The sequence below is a fragment of the Paraburkholderia sp. D1E genome, from assembly GCF_052682275.1.
In genome coordinates, this window is sequence record NZ_JBQYMB010000001.1 from 9,279,686 (window position 1) to 9,292,900 (window position 13,215).

Below are 13,215 nucleotides of genomic sequence, written 5' to 3' on the forward strand. Positions count from 1 at the left end.
GGGCCTGGCGCAAAGCGCCAGGTTAGGGCACTTTCCCCCAACGCAATTTTCACAATAGTCCGTACAATATGCGCATGAACGCCATCCAAATCCGCCTTCTGTCGCTCGCGCTGTTCGCCGTGTTTTGCGCGACGCTGACCTATTGGGTCATCACGATCTCCACGACGTCGGGCGCACCGTTGCCAGCGGCCGCCGCGCATGCGCAGGTCTCGACCGACCAGGCCGCCACACTCTTCGGCGGCCAGCTCACCCGCAGCGCCAACCAGGACGTGCATCTGTTCGGCATCCTCGCTTTGCGTGAAGGCGCCGCGGCCATCGTCAGCGTCGGCGGCGAACCGCCGCATGCGGTGTCGCTCGGCAGCACGCTCATGCAAGGCGCCAAACTCTCCGAAGTCCGCGCCCGCTCGATCGTCATCGACCGCAATGGCGCGCATTCCGAAGTGTTCCTGCCGGCTAATTCTGCAGGTCCTACGATCTACATGCGCTGAGTCGTCCCACCTCGAATCGCTTCAGCTGATTGCGTGGCCGCCACACTCGCCACCTGAGTAGGCCGCCGACATAGTCAGATCGGCCGCGCAACTTCAAACTCTCCCCGGTCACTGCACCAGGTTATTCAACTCGATGATCGGCAGCATCACCGCCAGCACGATCACGAGCACCACGCCCCCCATCGCGAGAATCAGCAACGGCTCGAGCAGGCTCGTCAGGAACATCGTGCGACGCTCCAGCTCGCGTGCTTCGCCATCGGCCGCGCGGTCGAGCATGGTCGTCACGTCACCGGTCGCTTCGCCCGAACGGATCAGGTGAACCAGCACCGGCGGAAACGTCTTCGTATTGCCGAGCGCACGCGACAGGGACGTGCCTTCGCGCACCCGCACGATCGCATCGTCGATGTTCTCGCGCATGGCGTTATTGCTGAGCGTTTCGGCGGCGGCTTGCAGCGCGCGCAGAATCGGTACGCCCGCTGCAGTCAGAATGCCTAGCGTGCTGGCAAAACGCACCGTGTTGTAGCCGCGCACGAGTTTGCCGAGCAGCGGGGCGGTCAACAGCCACCGGTCGAAGGCGAGCCGCGGACCGGGCTGCCTCAGGATCGAGCGCACCAGATACACCAGTAAGACCACGCCGATCAGCATCGCCCACCACCAGTGCCTCACGAAACCGGACAGCGCCATCATCATGATGGTGAGAATCGGCAGTTGCTGTTTGGTGCTGGCAAACACATTCACGACTTGCGGCACCACGTAGCTCAGCAGGAACGTGACGATGCCGAAAGCGATAAGGGTCACGATCGCCGGGTACGTGAACGCAAGCACGATCTTCTGCTTGAGCGCGTTGCGTTGCTCGATGTAGTCGGCCAGACGCGAGAGCACGAGACCGAGTTTGCCGGTATGTTCACCGGCGGCGACCAGCGCCCGATAGATCTCGGGGAAGTCTTTTGGATGCTGCGTCAGCGCATTCGCGAGCGAATGGCCGCCGAGCACTTCAGCGCGAATCGACGCCATCAGCTCGCGGATGTAGTCGCGCTCCGATTGCTCGGTCAGCACTGAAAGTGCTTCGTCGAGTGGCAAACCGGCGATCAGCAGACTGGCCAGTTGACGCGTGAGAATTGCCTGCTCGCGCTGCGATAACCGCCGTCCCATCGACAGGCGCTGATTGCGCTCGCCACGGGTGCGCGTCGCCGCCGGTTCGACGACGAGCGGCGTCAGTCCTTGCGAACGCAGATTGGTCCGCGCGCCGCGCGCGCTGTCCGCGTCGAGCACGCCTTTTTGCGCCTTGCCCGCTGCATCGATCGCTTCGAAACGAAATGCCGGCATGCGCTTATGCTCCGCCCGTCACGCGGATCACTTCTTCGAGCGACGTCAGCCCGGACGCGAGCCAGCGGTCCGCATCTTCGCGCAGCGTACGCATACCTTGTGCGCGGCCCGCGATGAGAATCTCGGCGTCCGCTGCGTTGCGGTGAACCAGCGTGCGGATTTCGTCGTCGATCAAAAGCAGTTCGTACACGCCGCGCCGGCCTGCATAACCGGACTGCCCGCACTTGTCGCAACCGACCGGATGCCAGCGCACGCTGCCGTCTTCTTCGACGCGTTCTTCGCGGCACACCGAACACAAACGCCGCACCAGCCGCTGCGCCAGCACGCCGAGCAGCGACGACGCCAGCAGATACGGCTCGACGCCCATGTCGGTCAAACGCGTCACGGCGGATGCCGCGTCGTTCGTGTGCAACGTGGCCAGCACAAGGTGACCTGTCAGCGATGCCTGCACCGCGATCTGCGCGGTTTCCAGGTCGCGGATTTCACCGATCATGATGACGTCCGGGTCCTGCCGCAGAATCGAGCGCAGCGCCCGCGCGAAGGTCATACCGATCCGCTCGTTGACCTGCGTCTGGCCGATGCCCGAGAGGTCGTATTCGATCGGGTCTTCGACCGTCATGATGTTGGTGGTCGCGGTCTCAAGCCGCGACATCGACGCATACAGCGTGGTCGTCTTACCCGAACCGGTCGGGCCCGTCACCAGCACAATGCCGTGCGGCTTGCCGATCAGCTTGTCGAACTTGACGAGCGTATCCGCCGCCATGCCGAGGGCTTCAAGATTCAGTCGCGACGCGTCCTTTTCCAGCAGACGCAGCACCGCGCGTTCGCCGTGACCGGTAGGCAGCGTCGAAACGCGCACATCGACCGGACGTCCGCCGACGCGCAGCGTGATACGGCCGTCCTGCGGCAAACGCTTCTCGGCGATATCAAGCTGCGCCATGATCTTGATCCGCGAGATCAGCGCGCCATGCAACGCTTTCTTCGGCCGCACGACATCGCGCAACGTGCCGTCGACCCGAAAGCGCACCACCGACGAAGTCTCGAACGGCTCGATGTGAATATCCGAAGCCTGTTCGCGCGCGGCTTGCGTGAGCAGCGCGTTGATCATGCGGATGATCGGCGCGTCGTCTTCCGACTCGAGCAGATCCTCGACCTCGGGAATGTCCTGCATCAAACGCGACAGGTCGACTTCGCCTTCCACTTCGCCGACCACCTGTGCCGCGCTGCCGTCCTGGCGTGCATAGGCCTGGTTGATCGCCTGCGCAAGTTCGTCAGCCGGCACACGCACAATGGACAACGCGCCAAAGTTACGCGCGACCTCGGCAAGCGCTGCATCACTGGTGCGCTCGCTGATCCAGATTTCGAGGCTGTCAGCATGCTGATGCGCGACCAGAATCTGGCCGCTGCGGGCAAAGCCGTAGGGCACGAGGCGCGCGGCGACTCCTGACGGTGCAATGCGCTCGGCATGCTCCGCCACGACGGCGGGCGGCATTGCCGAGGCTTGCGTCGATGCAGCGGCGCGCGCCGCTGCCGACGACGCGGAAGCTGACGGCGGCGTGGACGGCGTACTCACGGCTGCACTCCGGGCGACGCGGTGGAAGGCGTCACCGTTACCGGGTTCGTCTGCACAGCGGCGCCATTCGTGGCCGGGTACGTCTGCTGCACGGTTCCGCCATTATTTATGACCGGATTCGTCGTCACAGCCCCGCCATTCGTGACCGGCGCCGGCGCCGAAACTGCCGGCGGCGTTAGCTGCTGACGACGCATCCTGTCGAGATCGAACAGGTTCATCGCGGGCGAACCGCCCTGGCTCGGACCGATCGGCATCGGCGGAACCACCGGATCGTCGTTGTCCTTGATCAGGTTATTGTCCGACTTGTAGGCACCCTGTACGCCCTGGATGTAATCGTAGCGGTTCGAGGTCACGGCCTGCGCGGTAGCGCGGTCGGTGATGATTACGGGGCGCAGGAACACCATCAGGTTAGTCTTGTTGCGGGTCTTCTGTTCCGAACGGAACAACTGGCCGATCCACGGAATATCGCCCAGCAACGGTACCTTGCTGTTACTGACCTGATAGTTGTCCTGCATCAGGCCACCCAGCACGATGATCTCGCCGTTATCGGCCAGTACCGTCGACTGGATCGAACGCTTGGTGAACTCGGGGCCGGCCGGATTGGTCGTCGCGTTGGTCGTGCCGTTCACGATCGCCGAGTCTTCCGTGTAGAGCTGCAGCTTGAGAATCCCGCCGTCGGTGATCTGCGGCTTGACGTGCAGCGTCAGACCGACGTCGACGCGGTCGTAGGTATTGAATGCCGAGGTCGCGGTGCTGCTCGTGAGATTCGAATACGAACCCGTCTGGATCGGCACGTTCGTACCCACGACAATCTTGGCTTCCTCGTTGTCGAGCGTAATGAGGTTAGGCGTCGACAGCACGTTCGCGTCAGCGGTCTGCGACAGCGCCTGCAGCAGCGCGCCGAGTCCCTGCACACCGAAAATGTTGTGCACCCAACCGACGTTGAGCCCCTGTTGGAGCCCCCCGCTCGCGCTGCCGAGCGCCCCGGCGAGACCGCCGGTGGCCGCGCCAGCCGCGGCGGCGGCCGTCAGATTGATAATGCTGTTGCTGTTGCCGGTCGACAGGTTGGTGCCGGCAAACAGTGAATTGTTCGCGACCTGCCATTGAATGCCGAGGTTGGCATTGGTGTTCGAGTTCAGCTCGACGATCAGCGCCTCGATATAGACCTGCGCGCGCCGCGCGTCGAGCTGGTCGATCACCGCCCGCAGGTTGCGGTATACCGGCTCGGCCGCGGTGATGATCAGCGAATTGGTTGCTGAGTCCGCCTGGATCATGCCGCCTGGCTGATTGTCGTCGCTCTTGTCCTTGTCGCCGCCTAGCAGGCCGCTGGAACCGGCACCGCCGTTCGAGCCGTAGCCTCCCCCGCTACCGCCCAACGGCGACGCCCCCGAACTACCGTTGAGTCCGCCCGACGGCAACGGCGGCGTGCCCGAGGTGCCTGTCGAATTGCCGCCCAACCCACCGCCGCCGTTCTGGTTAAACGAATTCGCTTCGTTCGAGCCGCCCGACGAGCCGGTGTCGCCGGCTTTGCCGAGCATCCCGCGCAAGGTCTTCGCGAGCTTCGTCGCGTCCGCGTTGCGCAGCGCCACGACGTGCATGTTGCCAGGCATGGTGGTCGGCGTATCAAGTTCCTTCGCCAGTTGCTTCGCCGCCGCGAGACGTCCGCCGTTCGACGCGCGGATCAGCAGGGAGTTGGTACGCGGGTCGGCCGTGATCGACACCTTGAGCGTCGCGTCGGTGCTGCCGATCGCGCCGGGGTCGAGCATCTTGGTCAACTGCGTGGCGATGTCGATCGCGTTGGCGTTCTTCAACTGCACCACCGAAACCGACTGGCCCGCCGCCGTATCGACACCCGCGATGATCTGCGCGATACGCCGCACGTTGTCGGCGTAATCGGTCACGACAATCGAATTGTTGGCCGGGTAGGCCGCCACGGTATTGTTCGGCGAGATCAACGGACGCAACACCGGCAACAGGTTGTTGGCCGATTCGTTCTTCAGCACGAACACCTGCGTGATGACCTGATCGCCTCGTGCAACCGGTGTATTGCCGACGTAGGTCGGCACACCTTGCAGCTTGGCGTCAGCCTCGGGCACGACCTTCAGGACGCCGTGATCCTGAACCAGCGCGAAACCCTGCATCCGCAAAGCGGATTGCAAGGTCTTGAGCGCCTGGTCTTCGGGCACCGAATTTTCCGAAACGAGGTTCAGTTGACCCTTCACGCGCGGGTCGACGATGATCGTTTTGCCGGTTGCCGCGCCGATCGCCTTGGCCACCTGGTCGATATCGGCGTTCACGAAGTTGAGTGTCACCTGTGCCTGTGCTGTCTGCGCGGTGATCAATCCAGCCACCAGCAGCGCCGTTGCGACGCGACGCAATGCCATACGATTTCTTCTCATGGAATGTGGGATCGATGCCAACGGCCGTAGCCGTCGACGGTCATGCAGTGCGAACATTTGAGCAGGCCGCCGCCCTATCGGTCTGCCAGCCGGCGTCACAGGCGATCAACGGCCCGGATGCCGGACATCCAATGTCCGAAAAAAATGAACAGTAACAGTTTTTCATGTCGGATTTGTCACAAAACAAACGGCCCGTGCGATTACTCTAAATACCGTTTCGAACCGTCAAGCAATTGAAAGCAAATGAGCTTCCATGCGCCAAACCGCAGAAGTCCTTGGTTTTACGCTTGATTATGTCGGTTAGCCAACTTGACGCGTCTAAGTCTGCCGGTATGATACGAGCCGTTCGAGGTACTGGTTGCGACTTGCCGACACGGGTTTTCCCCGATGTCCGACGAAGGCCCGGCCAGTGAGCCTCAGCGGCTTCCAGCGGCTGAAGTATGGCCGATGCATTGCCTTACCGAACCTTACCCTTGTGATTTGTTTAGTCATCTTGACTGATGAAACGAACCTTCGTCACCATCGCCGCAGGACTTGCCGTGCTGATCGCAGCAGGGTCCGCGCGCGCCGATTGTTTTGACGCGGCCGCAGGGTATCAGAAGGTCAACCCCTTGATTTTGCGTGCTATTGCGTGGCAGGAGTCACACAATCGGCCGGACGCGCTGCATAAGAACGCCAACGGCTCGACCGACTACGGCGTTATGCAGATCAACTCGATTCATCTGCCGACGCTCGCCCAGTACGGCATCTCGCAAGGCACGCTGATGGAGCCTTGCAAAAACGTTTATATAGCGGCATGGCATCTGCGCCGCCAGATGAACAAGTACGGCAATACCTGGCAGGCGGTCGGCGCGTATCACTCCGAGACGCCGGCACTGCGTGATAAATATGCACAGCAGATCGCCGCGATCCTGCGCAAGTGGAACCTGATGCCGGCTGCACACTGAGCGGTATCGTCGTGGGTCCTTTCGTCGATTCGTTGTCAGGCACTTTTGCTGGCGCTCATGCCGGTGCGGCTTTCCGGCCGGTGCTTGTCAGCGTGGCTGCTCAGGCATTCTGATCCGGCCCGTCACGCGGTTACGCCCCGTTTGATGCACAATGCGGCTTCGTGCTGCCGTCGCTGTTCGGCCATCTTCCGGTCCCGGAGTCATGCGACCCGAGCCCGGCACGCCTTCCAATCCTCTTGTCTTTCCGTACTGCGATGAACCAGCCGCTATTGCCAGTCACCGTGCTCTCCGGTTTTCTGGGCGCCGGCAAGACCACGCTCCTGAACCACATCCTCGCGAATCGCGCCGGTTTGCGCGTCGCCGTGATCGTCAACGATCTGGCCGCCGTCAATATCGACGCAACGCTCGTGCGCGACGCCGCTGCGCTTTCGCATGTCGAAGAACAGCTCGTCGAACTGTCGAACGGCTGCATCTGCTGCACGTTGCGCGACGACTTGCTGGTCGAGATCAGGCGGCTGGCCGGCGAAAAACGCTTCGATGCAATCCTGATCGAGTCGACCGGCGTAGCCGAGCCGATGCCGATTGCCGAAACCTTCACCTTCGTTGACGACGACGGCGTGTCGCTGTCCGATGTCGCACAGCTCGATACGATGGTGACCGTGGTCGATGCGTTCAACTTCCTGCGCGACTACGGTTCAGCGGATGCGCTCGCCGAACGGGGCATCGCCGCGACCGAAGAGGACGACCGGACGCTGGTCGAATTGCTGATCGAGCAGATTGAATTCTGCGATGTACTGGTGGTGAACAAGGCCGATCTGGTAAGCGCGGATGAACTCACGCGTTTGCAGCGCATCCTTGCCCGCATCAATCCGCGCGCAGTGCAGGTGGTGAGCCGTTTCGGTGAGGTGCCGCTTGCCGAAGTGCTGAACACCGGGCGCTTCGATTTCGACGAGGCATCGAGCGCGCCAGGCTGGCTGGCGTCGCTCAATCACGAGCACGAGCATGACCATGAGCACGGCCATGCTCATCATGGTGAAGCGGACGAATTCGGCATCGGCAATTTCATTTACCGCGCGCGGCGGCCGTTTCACCCGGAGCGCCTGTGGGCATTGCTGCACGAGGAGTGGAAGGGCGTCTTGCGCAGCAAGGGCTTCTTCTGGCTCGCCACGCGCAACGACATTGCCGGTTCGCTGTCGCAGGCGGGTGGCGCGTGCCGGCATGGTCCGGCGGGCATGTGGTGGGCCGCTCAGGATCGCAGCAAATGGCCGGACGGCGATGACGAGCTGGCCGCCGAAATTGCCGCCGACTGGCACGGCGATCCGGACGACCTGAGCATCGGCGATCGTCGCCAGGAACTGGTGATGATCGGCGTCGGCATCGACCCGGCTGTCTGGAAAGCGAAGTTCGACGCGTGCCTTGTGACCGACGAGGAATACGCGGCGGGATCGCAAGCGTGGCAACAATTCGTCGATCCGTTCCCGGCATGGGACTTCGACGAAGATGATCATGACCACGATCACGATCACGACGGCCATGGTCACGGCGAAATCGTGCATCGCCACGACTAGGCAGCCCTTGCCCTGATGCTGAATGTTTGGCCGCGACGCCTGTTGCGGTCGCGGCTCAAACACAAAATCGCAGGCGAAAAAAAACCCGCCATTGGCGGGTGTCAACTGCCAGGCAGTAATCTGCTTAGCGCTTGTTGACGGCGTCCTTGAACGCCTTGCCAGCCGTGAACTTGACGGTCTTGGCGGCCGGGATCTTGATAGTTTCGCCGGTCTTGGGGTTACGACCCGTACGTGCTGCGCGCTTGCCCGAACCGAAGCTGCCGAAGCCGATCAACTGGACCGCGTCACCCTTCGACACAGACTTCTTGATCACTTCAAGCAACGTGTCCAGCGTCTCACCGGTTTGAGCCTTGCTGGCGCCGGTCTGTCCTGCGACGGCGTCGATCAGTTCCTGTTTGTTCATTAAGGTTCCTTTCTGAGTTTAGGTTGACACGAACAGCGCGAACGCGCCGATTATACGTGCGCGGGTCACACCGTCGAGCAGCTGCGGTCCGGATCCCCTCCGGACAATAGCGCCGGGCGATTTGACTACCCGTCGGCCGTGCTGCCGCTCCCTTCGCGGCGCTTGCTATGATAGCGCAGCGCAAACCCAATCAGGATAAGGGTTTCGAAGAAATTAAGCGGTTCTGGGGCCGATATCGAGGGGAAACCCTTCTTTTTTCGCTTCGCGAGCCTCAATTGGAGGCTCAAACCCAGTATGGACGGGGCTTAGCGTTGGTTTTTGCCAACGTTCTGAGCGTCTTTTTCGCCGCCCGGCGAGCTGCGCGCGCTGGTGGTAACGTCTGACCCGCTCTTTCGAGCGTCATTTTCCGTCGCGCATGACCGATCCGCTGATCCCCGCCGTCCTCGCGTTTCGCGACAACGGCACACCTTTTTCGCCGCTCTACGACGACATCTATCACAGTGCTGTCGGTAGTCTCGAGCAGGCCCAATACGTCTTCCTGCGCGGCAATGCGCTACCGGACCGATGGCAGGGCCGCCGCATTTTCACCGTGCTCGAAACCGGTTTTGGCATGGGCATCAACTTCCTGATGACCTGGGCTGCCTGGCGTGACGATCCCGCGCGCTGCGAGCGGCTGCACTTCGTCTCGACCGAGAAACATCCCTTTACTCAAGCCGATTTGCAAAGCGTATATGCCGCGACGATCTCCGATCCGGCGATTGCCACGCTCGCGCAAACGCTGGCCGACGCATGGCCGATGCTCGTGCCCGGCAGCCATCGGCTGGAATTCGAAGGCGGCCGGATCGTCCTGACGCTCGTGTTCGGCGACGCAGGGGAAACCTTGCCAAACCTGCGACTGCGCGCTGATGCGTTCTACCTGGACGGCTTCGCGCCGGCCAAAAACCCCGAGATCTGGACGCCTGCGATCTTCAAGGCGCTCGCGCGGATGGCCGGCGAAGGCGCCACATTCTCTACCTACACCAGCGCCGGCGACATCAAACGTGCATTGACGCAATGTGGTTTCGAGTACCGCAAGGTCGACGGCTTCGGCTGGAAACGGGCGATGCTGGTCGGCCACTTCGCGCCGCGCTGGCGTGTGCGCCGCTATGAGCCGCCAGCGCCGCTGGAGGTCGACGAGCGGCACGCCATCGTGATCGGCGCCGGTCTTGCCGGCTGCGCCATGATCGAGCGCCTGGCTGCACGGGGCTGGCGCGTCACCTCGCTGGAGCGCCATGCGTCGGTCGCGCAGGACGCCTCGGGCAATCCGGCCGGCGTATTCCATCCAATGATCTCGCGCGACGACAGCGTCGCTTCGCGCGTCACGCGTGCGGGCTTTTTCTACACGCTGAGACGCTGGGCAGCGCTCGAACGGCTTGGCCACTGTCCATTGCGCGGCGCTCCGGGACTGCTGCAGATCGCCGCGGACGACGACGAAGCACGCTCGATGAGTCAGGCAATCGCGACGTTCGGTTACCCGTCTGAATACGTGACGCCCGTATCGCTGAGCGAAGCGCAAGGCCTTGCCGGTATGCCGCTCGCGCGAAGCGGCTGGCTCTTTCCTCATGGTGGCTGGATCGACCCGGCATCGCTTTGCGCCGCGCAGTGCGCAGCGGCAGGCGATCTGCTCGAACGCCGCTTTGGTGTGGACGTGGCGCGCCTCGAGCGATCCGGCAATCAATGGATCGTCTTCGATGCAGCAGGGCAGGCCATCGCGCGCGCGCCGGTGGTCATTGTCGCAAGCGCACACGACGCCGCGCGCATCGCCGGTTTGCAACACGCACCGACCCGCAGCATCCGCGGCCAGTTGACCTTGCTGCCACCGGGCACGGTACCTTCGCTTGGAGTGCCGGTGATCGGCGAAGGCTACGCTGTCCCGCTAGCCGACGGCGTCACACTCACCGGCGCCACCTACGAACTCGACGACCCTGACTCCTCACTGCGGCCTGATGGCCATCTGGAGAACCTCGAGCGTGTCGCGCAGATGCTGCCGGCCTTTGACGGCATCGTCGAGCCGTCAAAGGCGGCAGCACTCGCCGGGCGCGTTGCGTTTCGCTGTGTCACGAGCGACCGCATGCCGATGATCGGCAACGTCGCCGACGAAGCCGCCTCAGCGCGCGACGCCGAGCGTCTGCGTGGCGCATGGCCGCTCGATTTGCCGCGCGTCGACGGCTTGTACAGCGCATTCGCTTACGGGTCTCGCGGTCTGGTCTGGGCGGCGTTAGGCGCCGAGTTGATTGCCTCGCAAATCGAAGGCGAGCCATGGCCGCTCGAACGGGAGTTGGCCGAAGACATCGATCCTGCGCGCTTCCTCTTACGCGCGCTACGCCAGGGCACGGTGCGTTAACCGCACCCGCTGAACATCGGCGACAAGAAAAGTTATCCACTGAAGCTTGTGGATAACCGCGCCGTTTACCGGCGCAACTCATGTGGAACCGTTGTGGACGTAAACGGGGTAACTTGGCTGCCGTCGAAAATCGCGAAAAGTTACCCTTGTATACCCGTCACTGCCGCACACACTGTGCATCCTGTTATACGAGCGGCAAGCCAATGAATTGATTCGGTAAACCAAGGTTATCCACAGAAATCGAGGCACCTTGTTAACTGTTACTACGTATACATACGGTAAACCTGTAAACAGAAGAGCCATCCTGAGATCGAGCGAGATCGTCGAACCAGAACCGCCGGCAATCGATGGAAAAACACCACCAGCGACGCTCTGAAAAAAACATCTGCAACGTTGAATCTGTACGCTATGAGCGCCAGATTCGGCTTTCAAACGGTCGCTTTTTCCTCATGTCTAGTAGATAACGTACGTTTTTACCGTTTTGCCTGCATGTTCCTGTCTTTTCGGTCAAGTCTGAAAAAGCTATGGCACAATCGCCGTTCTTTTCCGCGTCGTGCCTCGCCTCTGGCGGCACACGCTGCAACGGAACGGTGCCGCTCAATCAGAATCTGATTCAAAGTCGACGGCGTTCTTTCACCGGGCCGGATGCTGCGGCCGCACCCCGGAATGCGCCGCGCTCCCTGCGGCTGCGGCGCATTCAGATCATCCGATCGTTGAAAACTCGCAACGCTGGTCACGCGAAACGATCGCGACAGTGAGCGCCTCATGCGCCCACCCGCTCGCCGGTATTTGCGCCGGTTCGTGTCGTCTGCCGTTGCTGCAAAGGAGAACCCATCACGATGAAATCGGCGTTTTCATTTTTTCCAGCCTGGCCCCTCACACCCGACGCCATTTTTTGGGCTGGTCTTGCATTGCTCGCCGCGGGTCTGTGCGGTGAACTTTGCTATCGCGCATGGCGTTTGCCGCGCATCTCCGGGTATGCGGTCATCGGCCTGATAGCAGGCGCCGCCGGTTTCGGCGTGATTGACGCGGATTCTGCAAGCGCCGCACGGCCGTTGCTCGATGTGGCGCTCGGTTTGTTGTTATTCGAGCTTGGCAGCCGACTCGATTTGCGCTGGATTCGCCGCAATCCCTGGCTGATTCTGTCGAGCGTTGCCGAAGCCACGCTGACGTTCGCGCTGGTTTTGCCGGTTTTGTTGTTCCTGAAAGTGCCGCTGATGGTGGCGACCGTGCTTGCCGCGATTGCCATGGCGACTTCGCCGGCGATGGTGATCCAGCTCAAAACCGAGTTGCGCGCGGAAGGTCAGGTCACCCAACGTTTGTTGACCCTTACCGCGTTGAACAGCATGTATGCGGTGGTGATCGAAAAGCTGGTATCGAGCTGGTTGCATCAGGAGGTCTACGGCAACGTGTATGCCACGATTCTGCAGCCGCTGTATCTGCTGGTCGGCTCGCTCGTGCTGGCTTATCTGCTGGCGCGCACGTGCACGTTTTTTTATCGCCGTCTGAACATGCAGGACGAGCATTCTTTCGTCGCGCTATTCGGCCTCGTGCTGCTGGCGATTGCGGTGGCGCATCTGTTCAAGCTTTCCACGATTCTTGCGTTGCTGGCCGCAGGCATCATCGTGAAGAATCTTGAAGCGCGTCCGCAGTTGTGGCCGGAACATTTCGGCACGGCCGGCTGGTTGTTGACCGTGATTCTGTTCGTGCTGACGCTGACTTCGTTCGAATGGAAAGATATCGCGCTCGGCGGTGTTGCGGCGCTGGGCCTGATTGTTGCGCGTCTGGTTGCGAAACTGGTGGGCGTGATGGCCTTCGCCAAACCGAGCGGCTTGAACTGGAAGCAGGGGATGGCGTTGGGTTTGTCGTTATCGCCCATGTCGGCGCTTGCGTACCTGCTCGTCGACGATACGTACAACCTCTATCCGAATTTCGACCCGCAACTGCGGGCTATCGTGATGTGCTCGATTTTCGTGCTGCAGATTCTCGGGCCATGGCTCGTGTATCGCAGCCTTGCGCTGGTGGGTGAGCGGCGCGAAGAGTAAAGCACACGCCGCTTCTCGACGCTGTACGCGCTTTATCCAATTTATTCGCTTCAAAAACGGCCGGGCATGTGACAAATACCCGG

Annotated in this window: 9 protein-coding genes; 5 read left to right on the top strand and 4 right to left on the bottom strand. The window is 61.8% G+C overall.

Annotated features, from left to right (window positions below; genetic code table 11):
* Positions 1-74 precede the first annotated feature (74 nt).
* Positions 75-488, top strand: a complete 414-nt coding sequence (locus ACUN0E_RS41670) for a type II secretion system protein N (RefSeq protein ID WP_408239178.1) — start codon at positions 75-77, stop codon at positions 486-488.
* A 108-nt stretch (positions 489-596) separates the two neighbouring features.
* Here the strand turns inward: ACUN0E_RS41670 and gspF are convergent, their stop codons facing one another.
* From gspF to gspD, 3 genes are read right to left on the bottom strand one after another with little or no spacing between them, the layout of a single operon-like run.
* Positions 597-1,814 (bottom strand): type II secretion system inner membrane protein GspF, encoded by a 1,218-nt coding sequence (gene gspF, locus ACUN0E_RS41675; protein ID WP_408239181.1) that lies wholly within the window; start codon positions 1,812-1,814, stop codon positions 597-599.
* Between the two features lie 4 nt (positions 1,815-1,818).
* Entirely contained in the window at positions 1,819-3,387 is a 1,569-nt protein-coding gene (gspE, locus tag ACUN0E_RS41680) for a type II secretion system ATPase GspE (RefSeq protein ID WP_445570218.1), read from the bottom strand.
* The gene (gene gspD, locus ACUN0E_RS41685; protein WP_445570219.1) at positions 3,384-5,771 is read right to left on the bottom strand and encodes a type II secretion system secretin GspD; all 2,388 of its coding nucleotides are present in this window, start codon (positions 5,769-5,771) and stop codon (positions 3,384-3,386) included. The genes gspE and gspD overlap by 4 nt, the downstream gene beginning before the upstream one ends.
* A gap of 515 nt (positions 5,772-6,286) precedes the next feature.
* Between gspD and ACUN0E_RS41690 the strand changes: the two genes are divergently transcribed.
* Positions 6,287-6,733, top strand: a complete 447-nt coding sequence (locus ACUN0E_RS41690; RefSeq protein ID WP_445570220.1) for a lytic transglycosylase domain-containing protein — start codon at positions 6,287-6,289, stop codon at positions 6,731-6,733.
* Positions 6,734-6,987: 254 nt separating this feature from the next.
* Complete coding sequence (locus ACUN0E_RS41695; RefSeq protein WP_445570221.1) at positions 6,988-8,301, top strand: GTP-binding protein; 1,314 nt, start codon at positions 6,988-6,990, stop codon at positions 8,299-8,301.
* A gap of 124 nt (positions 8,302-8,425) precedes the next feature.
* Here the strand turns inward: ACUN0E_RS41695 and ACUN0E_RS41700 are convergent, their stop codons facing one another.
* Positions 8,426-8,704, bottom strand: a complete 279-nt coding sequence (locus ACUN0E_RS41700) for an HU family DNA-binding protein (RefSeq protein ID WP_006050811.1) — start codon at positions 8,702-8,704, stop codon at positions 8,426-8,428.
* Positions 8,705-9,119: 415 nt separating this feature from the next.
* On the opposite strand from ACUN0E_RS41700, the gene mnmC reads away from it, so the two are divergent.
* On the top strand, positions 9,120-11,087 hold the full coding sequence (gene mnmC, locus ACUN0E_RS41705) for a bifunctional tRNA (5-methylaminomethyl-2-thiouridine)(34)-methyltransferase MnmD/FAD-dependent 5-carboxymethylaminomethyl-2-thiouridine(34) oxidoreductase MnmC (protein WP_445570222.1): 1,968 nt from the start codon (positions 9,120-9,122) through the stop codon (positions 11,085-11,087).
* 839 nt (positions 11,088-11,926) lie between these two features.
* Positions 11,927-13,132 (top strand): cation:proton antiporter, encoded by a 1,206-nt coding sequence (locus ACUN0E_RS41710; protein ID WP_408239196.1) that lies wholly within the window; start codon positions 11,927-11,929, stop codon positions 13,130-13,132.
* Positions 13,133-13,215: the final 83 nt, after the last annotated feature.